This window comes from Thioflexithrix psekupsensis, from assembly GCF_002149925.1.
GTDB lineage: Bacteria > Pseudomonadota > Gammaproteobacteria > Beggiatoales > Beggiatoaceae > Thioflexithrix > Thioflexithrix psekupsensis.
In genome coordinates, this window is record NZ_MSLT01000023.1 from 21,114 (window position 1) to 38,649 (window position 17,536).

A 17,536-nucleotide genomic window follows, 5' to 3' on the forward strand; every position below is an offset into this window, starting at 1 on the left:
AAATACTCCCTTGGCTTGCTGTTAATACACCCAAGTATTTTACACGTCAGGCACTATTTTTAAAATCTCAATGAAGTGGAAATGAACCAAAAGAAAAAAGACAACCGCTTATGTAAAGAATAAACGGTCGTCTTTATCAAATAATTGACGCGACTAATAGCAAAATTAAATCGGGTTATAACGAGCTTTGATCAATAGCCAAGCCTGGTCCCATCGTGGTAGAAATGGTCACGCGGCGCATATAAACCCCTTTTGACGTGCTGGGTTTGGCCTTATTCAGGTCAGCCAATAAGGCTTGTAAATTGCCTTTTAACGCTTCGCCGTCAAAATTCAACTTACCGATGGTGCAGTGAATAATCCCTGCTTTATCCGTCCGATAACGTACTTGACCGGCTTTGGCGTTGCGTACGGCACCGGCCACATCAGCGGCGACTGTGCCTACTTTAGGGTTAGGCATTAAACCGCGGGGGCCTAAAATTTGCCCTAATTGTCCCACAACACGCATGGCATCGGGAGACGCAATCACCACGTCAAAATCCATCATGCCGCCTTTAATTTGCGCCGCTAAATCTTCAAAACCCACAATGTCCGCACCCGCAGCCAATGCCGCATCCGCATTTGAACCTTGCGCAAATACGGCCACCCGTACACTTTTACCCGTACCATTGGGTAAAACGGTCGAGCCGCGCACCACTTGATCGGATTTACGGGGATCAACGCCTAAATTGACACTGACATCAACGGATTCTAAAAATTTAGCAGGCGGCAATGATTTTAACAATTCCACCGCTTCATCAAAGCCGTAAGCACGGCCGGGTTGCAATTTTTCGCGGATAGCTTTAGCGCGTTTAGATAATTTAGCCATGATTACAAGCCCTCCACTTCGATGCCCATACTACGCGCACTGCCGGCAATGGTACGCACAGCAGCGTCCATACTGGCTGCGGTCAAATCGGGCATTTTAGTTTTAGCGATTTCTTCGAGTTGTGTGCGGGTCACTTTGCCGACTTTATCGGTATGGGGACGCTTGCTGCCACTCTTGATACCCGCTGCTTTTTTCAATAAGAAAGAGGCCGGCGGTGTTTTTAACACAAAAGTGAAACTACGGTCGCTATAAGCGGTAATAATCACAGGAATCGGCATTCCCAATTCAAAACCTTGCGTTTGGGCGTTGAATTGTTTGCAAAATTCCATAATGTTTAACCCTTGTTGACCCAAAGCAGGGCCAATAGGTGGGCTGGGATTGGCTTGACCTGCTTTCACTTGCAGTTTGACATAGGCTTGGACTTTTTTAGCCACGAAATAACTCCATAATGGGTACGAGTGCCGCGAGGCTCCCCAGTGTAGATGGTGTGAAGTGAGGAGTCACTTATTCTAATATTCTAAGAAACAACCACTTTCACGCTAATGCGTTTTTTTAAAGAACGCTAAAAACAATAAAGGCACAAAAAATATCTTTCTTGGTCAATCTAAGAAAGCCTACTTTTGCACCTGTCATCAATCGCAACCGTTAAAAACTACTCTTTTTCGACTTGGCCGAATTCCAATTCTACGGGAGTAGAACGCCCAAAAATGGACACAGCAACCCGCAAGCGATTTTTTTCGTAATTAACGTCTTCAACACTGCCTTTAAAATCGTTGAAAGGGCCATCAGTGACTCTGACCACTTCGCCGACTTCAAATAAAACTTTAGGACGGGGTTTTTCCGTGCCTTCCTGCATTCGCTGCAAAATGGCATCGGCTTCTTTTTCGGAGATTGGGGCGGGTTTTTCTTGTGTGCCGCCGATGAAACCAATGACTTTGGGCGTGTCTTTAATCAAATGCCACGAGTCACCGTTCATTTCCATTTGCACCAGCACATAGCCGGGGTACAATTTGCGTTCACTTTTGCGCTTTTGTCCGTCGCGCATTTCGACCACTTCTTCTGTGGGAACGAGAATTTCGCCAAACAAATGCTCCAAACCGCTGCGCTTAACCCGATCCAATAATGAGCGCATGACTGATTTTTCAAATCCAGAGTACGCATGTACCACATACCAACGCATTGCCCTTACTCCAGAGTGTTAGCCTGTGATCAGCCGAACCAGCCACAACAACAGACTGTCAAGCAACCAAACAAATATCGCCACCACAAACACCATTAACAAAACAATACCCGTGGTTTGCAACGTTTCTTGACGACTCGGCCACACCACCTTGCGCACTTCCAGATGGGTTTCGTGTAAAAAATCTCGTACATTGCGACCTTTTTCAGTTTTCAGCGCAATAAACACTGAAACACCGATCACGCTCAACAAAAATACGACACGCAACAACAGGGAATGTTCGGCAAAGTAGTAAAAACTCACCACGCCCACCGCTATCAAAGCAGCGACAGCGATCCATTTTGGTATATCTTGCTGTTGCCGTTCGGAGCTTGGCGCGTCCATCTTGGTATTCATTAACTGTTTTACTCGCACTGAGCCGCAAAAAAAATGGCAGGCTAGGAGGGAATCGAACCCCCAACCTGCGGTTTTGGAGACCGCCGCTCTGCCAATTGAGCTACTAGCCTAGAAATCGGTAGGGTGCAGCAAAAATGCTGCACACCAGATACTTTAGAAAAATACTGAGAAGTCGATTATTCGAGATTACTCTTTAATCTTAGCCACAACACCCGCGCCGACAGTACGACCGCCTTCACGAATCGCAAAGCGCAAGCCTTCTTCCATCGCAATGGGGTTAATCAGTTTTACAGTGACTTTAACGTTGTCACCGGGCATGACCATCTCAATGCCTTCTGGTAAATCAACCGCACCGGTGACATCAGTGGTACGGAAGTAGAACTGTGGACGGTAGCCATTGAAGAATGGAGTATGACGACCACCTTCTTCTTTGCTTAATACGTACACTTCGGCTTCAAACATTGTGTGTGGTTTGATAGAACCGGGTTTAGCCAATACTTGACCACGCTCTACGTCATCACGCTTTGTACCACGTAATAAAATACCAACGTTGTCCCCTGCTACCCCTTCGTCTAACAGTTTACGGAACATTTCCACCCCAGTACAGGTGGTTTTAACCGTGTTTTTGATGCCCACGATTTCAATTTCTTCGCCGACTTTAATACGTCCGCGTTCTACGCGTCCAGTTACTACTGTTCCGCGACCTGAAATAGAAAATACGTCTTCAATCGGCATCAAGAAAGCTTGATCCACGTGACGCACGGGGTCTGGGATATAGCTGTCTAAGGCATCAACCAATTTATAGATAGCAGGCACGCCGATGTCACTTTGGTCGCCTTCTAAGGCTTTCAGTGCAGACCCCACGATAACGGGAGTGTCATCGCCGGGGAATTGATAGCTGTCTAACAATTCGCGCACTTCCATTTCCACCAATTCTAACAATTCGGCATCGTCCACCATGTCAGCTTTGTTCATGAACACCACGATGAATGGCACACCGACTTGGCGCGCCAACAGGATATGCTCACGAGTTTGCGGCATTGGACCATCGGCAGCGGACACCACGAGAATCGCACCGTCCATCTGCGCCGCACCGGTAATCATGTTCTTCACATAGTCAGCGTGACCGGGGCAGTCAACGTGCGCGTAGTGGCGATTTTCAGATTCGTATTCGACGTGCGCGGTGGCGATAGTGATACCACGTGCGCGCTCTTCGGGGGCGTTATCGATTTGATCGTACGCCTTAAATTCACCACCATACTTTTCTGCCATACACTTGGTCAGTGCAGCAGTTAAAGTGGTTTTGCCGTGGTCAACGTGGCCGATGGTGCCGACGTTGACATGCGGTTTGTTGCGTTCAAATTTTGCCTTGGACATGTTAGAGATTATTCCTTAATTGCGCATGACACGGAGATGACGGGGCTACCTGCCAGCTATCGATTTTGGAGCCCATAACCGGACTTGAACCGGTGACCTCTTCCTTACCAAGGAAGTGCTCTACCGACTGAGCTATATGGGCGTAAAACATTAATGGAGCGGGTGATGGGAATCGAACCCACGCTATCAGCTTGGAAGGCTGAAGTTCTACCATTGAACTACACCCGCTAAAAAGCGGTCAGATTATGGTTCTTGATTAAAAACAAAGAGTAAAACGTTGGTGGAGGGGGTAGGATTCGAACCTACGAAGGCTGAGCCGTCAGATTTACAGTCTGATCCCGTTGACCGCTTGGGTACCCCTCCGAGAGTAGCCGCCCATTATAGACGAGCTTTCTTACGGATGTCAATAAATATGGTCTTTGTTTTATCAGTGATGAGCGCGCCGAGCGAACTCGTATGGACTTTTCAATGAATGACCGTTTTGAAGCGACGCATTCTAGCGAAAATAATCAGGGAGAGCAAGTGTTTTTTAGATTTTATTTATATTTTCTAACTGTCCTTCATCGCGTTGCCAGCGGCCGAGTCGATAATATTCTAGGGGTTGATATTGAATTTTATAGCTCATTTTTCGACAGCCCTCAATCCAATAGCCCAAATAGAGCCAGTCTAAATGGGAAGATGTGGCGTGTGCGATTTCCCACAAAACCACGTAAACGCCTAAACTGCGCTTGCTGTGTTGCGGGTCGAAAAAAGTATACACCGCGGAAAGTCCGTCATTCAGCACATCAACCACTCCCACCGCCAGCAACTGCTCATGTAAACGAAATTCGTAAAAAACCGTATTTGCCCAATCACTCATTAGGAATTGCCGACAACTGGCCACACTGGGATTATCCATACCGCCGCCTTTGTGGCGCGCATCGAGATAGTGACAATATAAATCGAAATGTTCTTGTTTTAATTCGCCCGTGTGTGCCGTAATATTTAAATCTTGGTTGGCACGCCAAACTCGTTTTTGGGTGCGATTAGGGGAAAATCGGCGCACGGGAACACGCACAGGAATACATAATTCGCACGTCTGACAATGCGGACGATACAAATGCTCGCCACTGCGTCGAAAACCATGCCGCGACAGAGTGGTATACAACGTTTTATCCCGCGGAAAATCCGGATCAACAAAGATAGTCGTCGCTTCGCGTTCAGGAAAATAACTACAATGATGCGGTGGTGTAGCATAAAGGGTAAATTGAGTGTGTTGGTTCATGGTGCGCCATGCTCCAATAGGTCGGGATCAAATTGCCAAACGCCCGTGTAACTTTTTATGTCACACAAATAATCCAGTAAACGACAATAATCAGCCCGAGGAACCAAAGACGCGCCCAGACTTTCCAAATGTTTCGTATGCACTTGACAATCAATCAGTTCATAACCCCAACGCCACAATTGCCACACCAAATGCACATAAGCCACTTTGGACGCATCCGTCACTCGACTAAACATCGATTCGCCAAAAAACACCTTTCCAAGTGCCACGCCATACAAGCCGCCCACCAGTCGCCCATCTTGCCACGCTTCAACGGAGTGGGCAAAATCGTATTCGTTTAAGCGACAATAGGCCTCTAACATTTCAGGCGTAATCCATGTTCCAGAATGATCCTCACCCCGCGGAGCCGCACATTCGCTCATTACTTGACGGAAATTCTGATCAATGGTCAGTTGAAACGCTTGCTTGCGGATAGTTTTACGTAAACTACGCGACACCTGCAATTCTTCGGGAAACATGACCATACGCTGACTGGGAGCCCACCACAAAATGGGTTGATCATCGCTGTACCAAGGGAAAATTCCCCGTCGATAAGCGACCATTAAGCGACTTATTGACAGATCACCCCCCACGGCCAACAGACCATCTGGATAATCAAGAGCCGTTTCTACTTTCGGGAAATCATAAGGCCCCGCATTGTGCGGTATCCAATAAGGGCGGCGCATGTTCAGCTTCCAAATAATAAATATTTTATTTAAAAAAAGTTGAGAGAAAAGCTAGAAAATAATATTAATATTCTACATCTGTTATAACTATAGGCAATATAATTATGCTTGACCAGTCAGTGTTAATTGGTTGGCTAATTGAACAAATTGAGAAAGGCTCAAGGTTTCGGCGCGACTTTGCGGGTCAATGCCTAATGCTTCGATGTGTTCGCTGGATAATAATGTTTTTAAAGTATTGCGCAACGTTTTGCGCCGTTGAGAAAAACTAGCGGCGACTATTTTATGTAACGCATTCATATCTTGAACGTGAATAGGAAATTCTTGATAAGGATAGAGTTGCACAATGCTGGACTCCACTTTGGGCGGAGGATGAAACGCGCCCGCACCGACATCAAAACGTTTTTCTACCCGACAATAATATTGGGTCATAACGGATAATCTTCCATAATCAGATTCACCAGAAGATGCGGCCATGCGATCCACGACTTCTTTTTGCAACATGAATGTCATCGATTCAATTTGTGGGACAAAACGAAGTAAATGAAACAATAAAGGAGTAGAAATATTATACGGTAAATTTCCAATAATGTGCAGCGGTTTTTCTACAGGAAAAATACTAAAATCAAATTGTAAAGCATCCGCAGCATGAAGTGTCAATTGTGTAGGTATAAAAGAGTTAAGCAATTGGCTAAGATAATCTATTAAATCTCTATCTAATTCAATGGCATGCAGACATACTCCGCGTTGAAGTAAGGGCAAAGTCAAGGCACCACGTCCGGGGCCAATTTCGATAAGAGTCGAATGGGAATCGACATTCAATAATTGAATAATACGTTGAATAACCGTGGGATCGTGTAGAAAATGTTGCCCAAAACGTTTGCGAGGGAAATGCGTTTTCATTAAATTAAGCCGCCGAAATTAATATATCAGCTAAAGTTTCTTGCACCAACAATTCATCATCAAAAGCGTGCATATTTTCCAATGTATCTAGTAATTGTTGGATATTAAAACTATTTTTATTTAAAGTCGTTATTAACGGATCAGTTAATGCGGCTTGTAAAGCATGGCGTAAAGCCGAAGAAGGCAGCGAGGTGGAATGGTTTCTATTTTGGCGACAATCTTGGCTGTCTAATGCACCTAAATAAACCACTCGATACGTATATTCATCCACAGCCAATTCACTTAAACTGGGCAGAGCCTGATCTAAATATTGATTGCAACGTTGACAGCCATCAAGATAATGCACTGCGCAGCGAAATAATTCTTGAATTAAATATTCTGGATTGGATAAAGAAAGAGCTTGTTTTAAATCATCAGCTAAAGTATGTTTAGTTTGAATAATTTGCCAGAGGCGATATTGTCCATCACGTTGTTCAGCAATGGCCAGATAATGTTTGTCCGATAATAAGTCAATAAATTGTAAATGAATGGCACTTTGCATTCGCAAAATATGGCGCGCTTGTTCTAAATCATTAAATAGCCAATGGCTGCGAGAAAAACACTGCCATTCTGGGCTATTTAAGTGCCATGTATCATTATCGATTAATTGGGGTCTTAGGGAGTGTTGATTAAGTTGTTGCAACACTTCTCGTCCAGAAATTGGCGGCCAAATCCACTGATAACCGGTTGTTTCATCGGGAAAAGCAGGCAGGCGTTTGTAGGTTTTTTCTGGTATTTTTTCAGGAATAGCGGCAATTTGTTCTAGCTGTTGCAATTCGCTAGAAATTTCAGATAATTCTTGAGTTAAGCTAGACAATTCTTTAACTAAAGGTTCTTCCGTAAACTCAGGTTCTTCTAATAAATCCGATTCTAAATCAATTGATTCAGGATAGTCTTCATCATTCAAATCATCATTTTCATCGCCAATCAATTCTTCTGACAATTGCGATAATTCTTCAACCAATTCAACAGGTAAATCTTCACCAATTTCCTCATCTAATTCAGACGGTAATTCTGCTAATTCTTCTGGTAAGTCTTCAGTAATGTCATCATCTAAATCAACAGGTAAAGTTTCATCATCAGACGGCAATTCTGCTAATTCATCTGGTAAATCTTCAGTAATGTTATCATCTAAATCAACAGGTAAAGTTTCATCATCAGACGGTAATTCTGCTAATTCTTCTGGTAAATCTTCAATAATGTCATCATCTAAATCAACAGGTAAAGTTTCATCATCAGACGGCAATTCTGCTAATTCTTCTTCTAATTCTGCGGGTAAATCCTCAGTAATGTCATCATCTAAATCAACAGGTAAAAGTTCATCATTAGACGGTAATTCTGCTAATTCTTCTGGTAAATCTTCAATAATGTCATCATCTAAATCGACAGGTAAAGTTTCATCATCATCAGACGGCAATTCTGCTAATTCATCTGGTAAATCTTCAGTAATGTCATCATCTAAATCGACAGGTAAAGTTTCATCGTCAGACGGTAATTCTGCTAATTCTTCTGGTAAATCTTCGTTAATGTCATCACCTAAATCAACAGGTAAAGTTTCATCATCATCAGATGGTAATTCTGCTAATTCTTCTGGTAAATCTTCAATAATGTCATCTTCTAAATCAACAGGTAAAAGTTCATTATCAGACGGTAATTCTGCTAATTCTTCTGGTAAATCTTCAATAATGTCATCATCTAAATCGACAGGTAAAAGTTCATCATCAGACGGTAATTCTGCTAATTCTTCTGGTAAATCTTCAGTAATGTCATCTTCTAAATCGACAGGTAAAAGTTCATCATCAGACGGTAATTCTGCTAATTCTTCTGGTAAATCTTCAGTAATGTCATCATCTAAATCGACAGGTAAAGTTTCATCATCAGATGGCAATTCTGCTAATTCTTCTGGTAAATCTTCAGTAATGTCATCATCTAAATCAACAGGTAAAGTTTCATCATCAGACGGTAATTCTGCTAATTCTTCTGGTAAATCTTCAATAATGTCATCATCTAAATCGACAGGTAAAAGTTCATCATCAGATGGCAATTCTGCTAATTCTTCTGGTAAATCTTCGTTAATGTCATCATCTAAATGAACAGGTAAAGTTTCATCATCAGATGGTAATTCTGCTAATTCTTCTGGTAAATCTTCAATAATGTCATCATCTAAATCGACAGGTAAAAGTTCATCATCAGACGGCAATTCTGCTAATTCTTCTGGTAAATCTTCGTTAATGTCATCATCTAAATCGACAGGTAAAGTTTCATCGTCAGACGACAATTCTGCTAATTCTTCTGGTAAATCTTCAATAATGTCATCTTCTAAATCAACAGGTAAAGTTTCATCATCAGACGGCAATTCTGCTAATTCTTCTGGTAAATCTTCAGTAATGTCATTATCTAAATCGACAGGTAAAGTTTCATCATCAGATGGCAATTCTGCTAATTCTTCTGGTAAATCTTCGTTAATGTCATCATCTAAATGAACAGGTAAAGTTTCATCATCAGATGGTAATTCTGCTAATTCTTCTGGTAAATCTTCGTTAATGTCATCATCTAAATCGACAGGTAAAGTTTCATCGTCATCAGATGGTAATTCTGCTAATTCATCTGGTGAATCTTCAGTAATGTCATCATCTAAATCAACGGGTAAAGTTTCATCATCAGACGGTAATTCTGCTAATTCTTCTGGTAAATCTTCAGTAATGTCATCATCTAAATCGACAGGTAAAGTTTCATCGTCAGACGGTAATTCTACTAATTCATCTTCTAAATCAGCAGGCAAATCTTCACTCATTTCCTCATCTAAATCAGACGGCAATTCTGCCAATTCATCTTCCAATTCAGGTAAATCTACTAACTCCTCAGAACCATCTAATAATAAAGGAGATTCAGCTTGTTGTAATAAATGAATTTCGCCAAAAACTCCAGAGACTCGTAAAGCTTCTATTTCCGCCTGAGATAATTTTTCAGTTTCTCCATCCGCATCTAATGAACGCAATAAAGCCTCTCCTGAATCAATTTCAGGCTTACCATATTGCATTTTTCCCGATTCCATTAACTTTCCTGCTCGCTCCACCGCTAGACGCACAGCGACCACAAAAGATTCCCGCACACCTTTACCCAAAGTTGCACTTGATTCCACAATCATTAACGAAGGAAACGACTCAGTAAATAACTCTGACAATTCCGATGCAGATAACGCGCCTTCAACATCTTGTTTATTCGCTTGAATCATGAACGGAATATTTTTTTCAGAATTTTGTAATAACGTCGCCATTTCTTGAAAACGCAACATCGCCTCGTCTAATTCAGGATTGCTCGCATCCAAGACGAATACCACCACATCCGCGCTGTCTAACAACAAATGCCGACGTTCCCGCAATGGCAATTGCGCAGGTACACTGACCAATTGACATGAAATACCGTAACCACGAAAAAAACCACCAACGTATTCCATCCAATCAAAATATAAAGTGCGTCCCATCGTTTCTTTAGGTGAAAAAACCTGCGTGGCTTTACCCAAAATATTGCCTAGTGCTTGAATTGTCGTGGTTTTTCCAGAAAAAGGCAGACCATCATACACAATACGCAACACCACAACATTTTTATCGGTATCAATAATAGCCATGCCTTGTCACTCTCTTTTTACTGATTATTTACTGATTTGCATTACCATAAATCGGTAACAATAAGGACGTAAAACTATAGCAGAATGGTACAAAATATAATAGAAGCAAAGAAAACAATACTGTCTTCACTTAAACCATCATTTGTCCCAATCACTTTCGCTCTGCCACTCGCAAAATAGCACTGCGCGAGCGAGGATTTTGAGCAATTTCTTCTGCACTGGGACGAATAGATTTACCAATTGGAATTAATGCAGGATTTAATTGCGCAATAGTCACCGGCACAGATGCAGGATAATCGTCTCCTTTCGCCGCCGAACGAATAAAACGTTTCACCAAACGATCTTCTAAAGAATGAAAACTAATAATGGCTAAACGCCCATTCGGAGCTAATGCAGAAATTAATTGAGATAAAACAGCCGCTAATTGTTCTAATTCTTGATTAATAAAAATGCGTAAGGCTTGAAAAGTTTGGGTGGCGGGATGTTTATCTTTTGGCCAAGCGGGATGTGCGGCGGCGACCACTTCGGCCAATTGTCGAGTGTGAGTGATGGGCGCGGTATCGCGGGCGGCGACAATGGCTTTAGCGATGCGTTTAGCGTGTTTTTCTTCGCCATATTCGGCTAAAACATGAGCAATATCACTTAATTTTGCCCGTGCCAACCAAGCAGCGACTCCCTCGCCATGTTGCGTATCCATGCGCATATCAAGTAATCCATCACGCAAAAAACTAAAACCCCGTTCAGGATCATCAAGTTGCGGTGAAGAAACACCTAAATCCAATAAAATTCCATCCACCTGTCCCACGCGATTTAAAGCCTGCAATCGCTCGCATAATTCAGCAAAACAGGCATGTTCGATGGAAAAACGCCCATCTTCAGCCGCCAATTGCTGTCCTGCGCTAATTGCGCTCCAATCGCGGTCAAAAGCCTGTAAACGCCCTGAGGCATTCAATTGGCTTAAAATAGCGCGGCTGTGTCCGCCGCGGCCGAAAGTACCATCAATGTAATAGCCATCGGGTTTAATACGTAAAGCGGCCAATACTTCATGGAGTAAAACAGGTTGGTGCTGCATAAAATTTCTTTAAAAAAACAAGCAATTATCGCGTCAATGCCACATTATCAATTAATCGAGTTCGACCCAATTTCGCAGCGGCCAATATTCTCACGGAAGTATCTATTTGCAAATTTGCCTCCACCAAAGTCATAGGATGACAAATACGCACATAATCGGGTTCAAAATTCGCTTGTTTTAACCGTTCTTTAGCCATTTGTTCTAACAACAAATTATTATTTTCCCCCTGTTCAATTCGCGCCACCGTTTCTAACAAAGTTTGGTACAAAACAGGGGCATATTGTCGTTGTTCGGGAGTTAAATATTGATTGCGAGAACTTAATGCTAAACCATCCGATTCGCGCACAATAGGCGCGGAAATAATCGAAACAGGTAAATAAAGATCAGTCACCATTTGTTTAATAATGGTTAATTGCTGATAATCTTTTTCACCAAAAATCGCATAATCTGGCCGAATTAAATTAAATAATTTACACACAATAGTGGTTACGCCCTGAAAATGCTGTGGCCGACTCATGCCACACAATAATTCTCCTAAATGCGGCACCATCACTCGCGTGCTATTATTTTCACCTTGGGGATATAAATCAGTTACACTGGGCGCGAAAACAAAAGACACGCCCAATGCAGCTAATTTTTCACAATCTGCGGCTAATGTACGGGGGTATTGTTGATAATCTTCGCCCACTCCAAATTGCAAGGGATTGACGAAAATACTGACCATCACTTCTTGCGCGGTGGCTTGTGCTAAACGAACCAGTTGCAAATGGCCTTCATGTAAATTACCCATTGTCGGCACTAATGCCAATGGCGCGTCATTCTTACGCCATGACATGAATTGATCAGTTAATTCATTGACCGAATGGATTATTTTCATGATGACAATGGCAACCTCAATTAAAAAGTTAATGATCCGAAGAAGCAGTAAAAATTTCAAACTGAACTTCTGCTAATTGTTGATATAATTCTTCGATTAATGCCGTCATATCGACCGCCTCACTGTCAGGACGTATAAATTCCACCCCGACTTCGTACAGTGTGCCTTCTTGCGTTTCTCGGTGCGGACGACACCACACCACTTTCCCTTGTAACTCCTGAATATCTAAGGAAAAATCCAAAGGAATCGGCCACAAAATGCGCAATTTTGTACCCAGCGGCCACGCCGCCTCCGATTCAAATGCAAGCCCTCCTTCTCCGATATTGAGCAAACATTGCAAACGCTGAGGCTCATTACCCGCATGTATCCGCACAGGAATACTGCTGGAATGACGCAGAAAACGACGTTTTTCCAGATCAACCATTCACTAAACACTCCTTAAAAAAAATACGGTTTCATTTTGTTTCGCCTGGATTTCCCACAAAAAAAGTGCCACTCTGGTCGTCACCCAGTGCATTTGTGGACAGTCGCTTTCAAATTTCCAGCCTAAACGTGCTGGATAATCGCATAAAATACTCAAAAAACCCAACCCAGAATGATGTCCTGCATGGGCTGCATTGATTTCCATTTGTTGAAAATAAAGATCATGTGGATTGGCATTTAGCAATTTGGTGATATATTCCTTAAATACCGCCACTCGATTTTCATCAATATTATTTCTCACATAAAAGACCACTTGATCTTCCAATAAATGAAAGCGAATTGTCACAGAACTGTTTTTACATTCGCTGTGAAATTTCATGGCATTTTCTAACAGTTCATTAGCAATATATTTCACAGCAACAAAACGATTTTTACTGATCGCTTTAGGCTCATTATCGACCACAAAAAAATTAAGCATGTAACCTGCAATAAAATCAGCCGATAATCCGTTATTACGCCAACGTTGTTGAATAGGAATATTGGTGGGCGAAAAACTAATCATTAAATATTCAGTTTCTTTTGGGTCAATATCCACGTAATGACCAAAATACTGCACATTCTCATCGCCTATCATAAAACATGTTTGTATTGTCATTACCAAATACCTTTATGAACAAAACAACCGCCTCACCTTGCTGTGTGTAAGCGGCATATTGACAAACGGAATAACGACATTATTTTATTTTTAATGTTGTTCTTGCACTTCTTTAATCCAATCAGAGGGAGACAGCTCATCAAGTACAATTGCATAGGTATTGTAATTGTACGGATTACGAGATAAATCATTCAAAGTCACTTGCGACTCGTCCAATTCGGGGACGGGAATAAAAGGCAACATCGGGCGCACGCCACACAAGTGCATCTGCACCCGATCCGCAAAATATTTGCAAATCGACCAGCGAGAAAGGCGATATAAATTCAGCCATAATTCTCTTTTTAAACATAATTCTTCATATTTCTCAGGCGACATTAAGGTGTGCATGATCTGAGTTCCTCCTTCTTATTTTGATTTTTATTGGCCGTTTTCTTTAAAACAGAATCATAACTAATTAATGCTACGAATTAATCACACGGGGATGATTCTGCGAAATGCACGGCAAGCCAGAGGGTATTTTCTGCTGTCCACGCGATGCGGTGCCGTTGTCGCGGGGCGATGCGGCAATAGTCGCCCGAATTGAGCAGGATGGTTTCCGTGTTTGTGTTATCTGTGAATTCTAAGGCCGCTTGCCCCCGGAGTAACACCACCCATTCGCTTTGAGGAGAATCGTACCAAAAATCAGGCGGAGACGCATAATGATGCGAAATAATCCGTTCGATCTGGCCACCCGATTCCTGAAGCAAAACTTCAAAATGTTCACTGGCCGATGGGATAGACGGTGTGTCAAACAAGTTGCCTTTAACTAACAACATAGTGCAATTTAGTGATTTGAGCAAATGTAACGAAATTTAAAAAGCATTTTAATGGAGTTACCGCACCACCGCAATGCAAAAATGGGAAAGCGGTCATGTGGAAATTTTCTTTTCTTTTTAGCCACCATTTTGAAGAATCATTAACGACGATGGGTCATGGTTCAATTTTTACTACGCGCATCCAACCACTCCCCAATCTGGGCTGGCAATTCTTTTTGCGCCCGTTGGCTGACGTAAATACCAATATGACCGCCTTTAAAGGCAATTTCCTTATAATCATCCGTACCAATGTGGTGGCGCAAGGCAACAGAAGCCGACGGAGGAACTAAATGATCTTCTGTCGCGTAAATATTTAAAATGGGCATGGTTAAATTTTTTAAATGCACGCGGCTCTCTCCAATAAAAACCTGCCCTTTAATCAAACGATTTTTTTGAAAAAAATGACGAATAAATTGCCGAAAAGCCTCACCGGCTTGATCAGGACTGTCAAAAATCCATTTTTCCATTCTTAAAAAATTCTTAGCCGATTCTTCGTCCGCTAAACTATCGACCATATCCAGATATTTTTGCCCTGTTAAACGGAATGGTTTCATGGATAAAAAAGTCCAGTTTAATAATTCACCGGGAATATTGCCTAAAGTATCCACCAATAAATCCACATCTAACTCTTGCACCCATTGGCTGAGTAAATTATCACTGGTTTTAAAATCAACGGGGGTCACCATGGTGATTAAATTGCAAATTTTATAAGGATAAAGCGCAGCATAACAAAGGCTAAATGTGCCGCCTTGACAGACACCTAATACATTAATTTTCTCCACCCCATGCCGTTTGCACACGGTACTCACGCAACGGTGCAAATAACCGCTAATATAATCTTCTAAAGTCAGATAACGATCCGCGCCATCAGGATAACCCCAGTCGATTAAATACACATCTTGTCCCGCTTCTAATAAGCCGCGAATGGTGGAACGATTGGCTTGTAAATCCAGCATATAAGGGCGATTCACCAGCGCGTACACAATCAGCAACGGCACCGGATTGGGATGTGCGACAATTGGAGTGTAACGGTATAACACTAATTTATCTTCTTGATAAACCGCTTCCCGCGCCAAACTGCCTACGGTGACTTCTTTGATCGTGGTCAACGTTTTCAGACCATCGCCCAATTTCTTGTTGAATTCCAACATGTCTTGTACGGCTTGATCAGGACGAATTTGAAACGGATTCATGGAGTCATGTCTCCTTTGTTGTCGGGCGATTCGGTGGAAGTGGGAGGGACGGCAGGATCGCGGGTGCGAGGGGTTTTACTGGCGGGGCGGCTGGGTTTTTTTTTCGGTTTCAGTTTCAGTTTTTGCTTTTTTGCGTTCACTGAGCAGATGGTTGCGCAATTCGCCCACTTCGGCACGTAAACTATTGACTTCCTGAATTAAACTGACCACATGCGCGCAATTGGGATCGTTTTGTAACAATTTATTTTCACGGCGCAATTGATGAATACGCATATTCATGGTATCTAATTCTTTACGGGTTGGCATGTGGAAACTATTTAATGCCATATCAATCATTTTTTGTTGATGTCGTTTCCACGCCATTAAGCTGTTAATTAAGCGGGCGTGAATCGTAATAAATTGCGGCGTAGTAACCTGTTCGGCATAAGCCGCTTCTCCACAATCAATCCAAATATTATATAAAGTCCGCAAATCGCCAATACTCTGCTGCGATTTCTGCATAGACAAAATGCGTTCGCGTAATAAATCTAAAGTCCGTAAACCGATTTTTTGAAATTGTCCGCTATAATCTTGTTGTGCGCTTTGGTAAGCTAAACTTAAACGCATTCCCTGTTGCAATTGTTCTTGCCATTCACGGGTATAACCTAAACCCGGTACGGATAGAATCTGTTGCCATTTCTGATTCAAGCGTTGACGTTCATTACTGATAATATCATCTTTTAATAAACTAAATAAATCATTTGGCAATATGGATAAAGAAGCCAAAGTACGTTGCCAACTGTCAAAAGGCATTTCCCAAAAACCAACCGTTTCTGATTGCTCATTTCTCGCCGCAATAAAACTGGCTTTTAACTCTTCAAATCCCTGATCCCATAAACTCTGCCATTCGGGAGAATCGGGATTGGCTTGTTGTAATTGATCAAATGTTTTTAAAAATTCGCTGTTTAAACGAAAATAACTTTTTCCCTGATCAATAAAACGACGAAATACCGCATAATTGTCCGGAGTCAAGGACGTAGCAACCGCCTGCCACCATAATTCTAAAGATTCAGACCAATGTGCAGAAGCGTTGCTTGAGGTGGTGTGTTCTTTCGCGCCCTGTTGGAGCAGAGCCAAACACGCCGCCCAATAATCTTGGGGAGAGATGTTTTCTTGCGTCTCTGCATTGGGATCGGTGTCGGTATCGGAAGATCGAGTGGTCATGCTTGCCTCTGTTGATTGGCATCCATTCATTGCGTCGTTGTTTTGTCGTAACTGTCTGATTTCATAGTAGCATGGTCAATGCTGCATCGCAACAGAATATGGACTATGCCATCACCATTACGAATACTGTCGTGACACTGATCCGTAATGGCATGGGTTTAAGGGCTTATTGTGCGGTTAAATAATGGTATAAAGCGGCGTAATCTTCTTTAACCGTACTGCCAAACAAAGGATCATCCAATTCTTTAATCCCTTGATGTACTTGTTGCCAATCGGCTTCGCTAAAGGTTTGGGCGGCGCGTGGCATCACTTTGCCTTCTTCTTTGTCGATATGACCGCGCAATAAAGCAATATATTCATTGGCTTGGGTTTCCAAAGTGGCGCGGGAAAACATGGCCGTGTCGTCCATTGCCAATTGCAGGGTGTTAAAAAAAGCGCGTCCTTTTTCAATTAACAATTCATGTTGTTGCAATAACTCTTCAATTTCCCCTTGTAAGCTGGGATCGCGTTGTTTTAAATGGGAAAATAACACATCTTCGCTGGGATGATGATACATGTCTGGGTAATGCACCATGTAGTGCATAATGTCAGACATGATTTGGTAATCGGGTGTGTCGCCCGCGTGGAAAGTAGCCATTTGGGTATCCAACAAGTCCAATAATTTGGCGATGCCAATATGTTCTTGATGGAGTTTATTGATAATAGCTGACATAGGTTATCCCCTTGTTTTGATTGACAAATAAGACAAGCAAACGGAACGGGGAAGTTCTGAATTTTGCGCATAGATAGGGTTCAACGCAAAAAATCGGCACTTCATCCATGATTCAATAAATAAGGCTTCATGATTCATAAAACACTTATCCGTTTTTTTTGATTTAAGATTTA

The 17,536-nt window shown here is 42.3% G+C and carries 18 protein-coding genes and 4 tRNA genes; all 22 read right to left on the reverse strand.

Features of this window, described 5'->3' with window-relative positions; translation table 11 throughout:
* Positions 1–175: 175 nt before the first annotated feature.
* Positions 176–865: a 50S ribosomal protein L1 gene (rplA, locus tag TPSD3_RS12750; RefSeq protein WP_086488908.1), complete on the reverse strand. Its 690-nt coding sequence runs from the start codon at positions 863–865 to the stop codon at positions 176–178.
* Positions 866–867: 2 nt separating this feature from the next.
* The gene (gene rplK / locus TPSD3_RS12755; protein ID WP_086488909.1) at positions 868–1,299 is read right to left on the reverse strand and encodes a 50S ribosomal protein L11; all 432 of its coding nucleotides are present in this window, start codon (positions 1,297–1,299) and stop codon (positions 868–870) included.
* 218 nt (positions 1,300–1,517) lie between these two features.
* Entirely contained in the window at positions 1,518–2,045 is a 528-nt protein-coding gene (nusG, locus tag TPSD3_RS12760) for a transcription termination/antitermination protein NusG (RefSeq protein ID WP_086488910.1), read from the reverse strand.
* Positions 2,046–2,063: 18 nt separating this feature from the next.
* A complete protein-coding gene (secE, locus tag TPSD3_RS12765; RefSeq protein WP_086488911.1) occupies positions 2,064–2,441 on the reverse strand; it encodes a preprotein translocase subunit SecE in 378 nt (125 codons plus the stop codon).
* Positions 2,442–2,475: 34 nt separating this feature from the next.
* Positions 2,476–2,551: transfer RNA gene (locus tag TPSD3_RS12770), tRNA-Trp, on the reverse strand.
* 76 nt (positions 2,552–2,627) lie between these two features.
* Entirely contained in the window at positions 2,628–3,767 is a 1,140-nt protein-coding gene (tuf, locus tag TPSD3_RS12775; protein WP_245391630.1) for an elongation factor Tu, read from the reverse strand.
* A 117-nt stretch (positions 3,768–3,884) separates the two neighbouring features.
* Positions 3,885–3,960 (reverse strand) — tRNA-Thr (locus TPSD3_RS12780).
* 12 nt (positions 3,961–3,972) lie between these two features.
* Positions 3,973–4,046 (reverse strand) — tRNA-Gly (locus TPSD3_RS12785).
* Positions 4,047–4,096: 50 nt separating this feature from the next.
* A tRNA-Tyr gene (locus tag TPSD3_RS12790) sits at positions 4,097–4,181 on the reverse strand.
* Between the two features lie 166 nt (positions 4,182–4,347).
* Positions 4,348–5,082 (reverse strand): arginyltransferase, encoded by a 735-nt coding sequence (locus tag TPSD3_RS12795; protein WP_086488913.1) that lies wholly within the window; start codon positions 5,080–5,082, stop codon positions 4,348–4,350.
* Positions 5,079–5,807 (reverse strand): leucyl/phenylalanyl-tRNA--protein transferase, encoded by a 729-nt coding sequence (gene aat, locus TPSD3_RS12800; protein WP_086488914.1) that lies wholly within the window; start codon positions 5,805–5,807, stop codon positions 5,079–5,081. The genes TPSD3_RS12795 and aat overlap by 4 nt, the downstream gene beginning before the upstream one ends.
* Before the next feature lie 102 nt (positions 5,808–5,909).
* Positions 5,910–6,707 (reverse strand): 16S rRNA (adenine(1518)-N(6)/adenine(1519)-N(6))-dimethyltransferase RsmA, encoded by a 798-nt coding sequence (gene rsmA, locus TPSD3_RS12805; RefSeq protein WP_086488915.1) that lies wholly within the window; start codon positions 6,705–6,707, stop codon positions 5,910–5,912.
* A 4-nt stretch (positions 6,708–6,711) separates the two neighbouring features.
* Complete coding sequence (locus TPSD3_RS12810; protein WP_086488916.1) at positions 6,712–10,374, reverse strand: ADP-ribosylation factor-like protein; 3,663 nt, start codon at positions 10,372–10,374, stop codon at positions 6,712–6,714.
* Positions 10,375–10,525: 151 nt separating this feature from the next.
* Entirely contained in the window at positions 10,526–11,446 is a 921-nt protein-coding gene (rsmH, locus tag TPSD3_RS12815) for a 16S rRNA (cytosine(1402)-N(4))-methyltransferase RsmH (protein WP_086488917.1), read from the reverse strand.
* A 25-nt stretch (positions 11,447–11,471) separates the two neighbouring features.
* Positions 11,472–12,323, reverse strand: a complete 852-nt coding sequence (panC, locus tag TPSD3_RS12820) for a pantoate--beta-alanine ligase (RefSeq protein WP_086489608.1) — start codon at positions 12,321–12,323, stop codon at positions 11,472–11,474.
* Positions 12,324–12,351: 28 nt separating this feature from the next.
* Positions 12,352–12,747: a PilZ domain-containing protein gene (locus TPSD3_RS12825; RefSeq protein WP_086488918.1), complete on the reverse strand. Its 396-nt coding sequence runs from the start codon at positions 12,745–12,747 to the stop codon at positions 12,352–12,354.
* A gap of 3 nt (positions 12,748–12,750) precedes the next feature.
* On the reverse strand, positions 12,751–13,401 hold the full coding sequence (locus TPSD3_RS12830; protein WP_245391603.1) for a slr1658 family protein: 651 nt from the start codon (positions 13,399–13,401) through the stop codon (positions 12,751–12,753).
* A 90-nt stretch (positions 13,402–13,491) separates the two neighbouring features.
* Positions 13,492–13,788, reverse strand: a complete 297-nt coding sequence (locus TPSD3_RS12835) for a hypothetical protein (RefSeq protein WP_086488919.1) — start codon at positions 13,786–13,788, stop codon at positions 13,492–13,494.
* Between the two features lie 80 nt (positions 13,789–13,868).
* Positions 13,869–14,195: a cupin domain-containing protein gene (locus TPSD3_RS12840; RefSeq protein WP_086489610.1), complete on the reverse strand. Its 327-nt coding sequence runs from the start codon at positions 14,193–14,195 to the stop codon at positions 13,869–13,871.
* 182 nt (positions 14,196–14,377) lie between these two features.
* Positions 14,378–15,448 carry a class III poly(R)-hydroxyalkanoic acid synthase subunit PhaC gene (locus TPSD3_RS12845; RefSeq protein ID WP_086488920.1) on the reverse strand — a complete coding sequence of 357 codons (1,071 nt, stop codon included), beginning with the start codon at positions 15,446–15,448 and terminating at the stop codon, positions 14,378–14,380.
* A 75-nt stretch (positions 15,449–15,523) separates the two neighbouring features.
* Complete coding sequence (gene phaE, locus TPSD3_RS12850; protein WP_176329870.1) at positions 15,524–16,651, reverse strand: class III poly(R)-hydroxyalkanoic acid synthase subunit PhaE; 1,128 nt, start codon at positions 16,649–16,651, stop codon at positions 15,524–15,526.
* 166 nt (positions 16,652–16,817) lie between these two features.
* Positions 16,818–17,363, reverse strand: a complete 546-nt coding sequence (locus TPSD3_RS12855) for a hemerythrin domain-containing protein (protein WP_086488922.1) — start codon at positions 17,361–17,363, stop codon at positions 16,818–16,820.
* Positions 17,364–17,536: the final 173 nt, after the last annotated feature.

What these genes read in the sequence shown, in the direction of transcription:
- rplA (WP_086488908.1), bottom strand. Translation starts at nt 865, where the DNA reads ATGGCTAAATTATCTAAACGCGCTAAAGCTATCCGCGAAAAATTGCAA.
- nusG (WP_086488910.1), bottom strand. Translation starts at nt 2,045, where the DNA reads ATGCGTTGGTATGTGGTACATGCGTACTCTGGATTTGAAAAATCAGTC.
- secE (WP_086488911.1), bottom strand. Translation starts at nt 2,441, where the DNA reads ATGAATACCAAGATGGACGCGCCAAGCTCCGAACGGCAACAGCAAGAT.
- TPSD3_RS12795 (WP_086488913.1), bottom strand. Translation starts at nt 5,082, where the DNA reads ATGAACCAACACACTCAATTTACCCTTTATGCTACACCACCGCATCAT.
- aat (WP_086488914.1), bottom strand. Translation starts at nt 5,807, where the DNA reads ATGCGCCGCCCTTATTGGATACCGCACAATGCGGGGCCTTATGATTTC.
- rsmA (WP_086488915.1), bottom strand. Translation starts at nt 6,707, where the DNA reads ATGAAAACGCATTTCCCTCGCAAACGTTTTGGGCAACATTTTCTACAC.
- TPSD3_RS12810 (WP_086488916.1), bottom strand. Translation starts at nt 10,374, where the DNA reads ATGGCTATTATTGATACCGATAAAAATGTTGTGGTGTTGCGTATTGTG.
- rsmH (WP_086488917.1), bottom strand. Translation starts at nt 11,446, where the DNA reads ATGCAGCACCAACCTGTTTTACTCCATGAAGTATTGGCCGCTTTACGT.
- panC (WP_086489608.1), bottom strand. Translation starts at nt 12,323, where the DNA reads ATGAAAATAATCCATTCGGTCAATGAATTAACTGATCAATTCATGTCA.
- TPSD3_RS12825 (WP_086488918.1), bottom strand. Translation starts at nt 12,747, where the DNA reads ATGGTTGATCTGGAAAAACGTCGTTTTCTGCGTCATTCCAGCAGTATT.
- TPSD3_RS12830 (WP_245391603.1), bottom strand. Translation starts at nt 13,401, where the DNA reads ATGACAATACAAACATGTTTTATGATAGGCGATGAGAATGTGCAGTAT.
- TPSD3_RS12835 (WP_086488919.1), bottom strand. Translation starts at nt 13,788, where the DNA reads ATGCACACCTTAATGTCGCCTGAGAAATATGAAGAATTATGTTTAAAA.
- TPSD3_RS12845 (WP_086488920.1), bottom strand. Translation starts at nt 15,448, where the DNA reads ATGAATCCGTTTCAAATTCGTCCTGATCAAGCCGTACAAGACATGTTG.
- phaE (WP_176329870.1), bottom strand. Translation starts at nt 16,651, where the DNA reads ATGACCACTCGATCTTCCGATACCGACACCGATCCCAATGCAGAGACG.
- TPSD3_RS12855 (WP_086488922.1), bottom strand. Translation starts at nt 17,363, where the DNA reads ATGTCAGCTATTATCAATAAACTCCATCAAGAACATATTGGCATCGCC.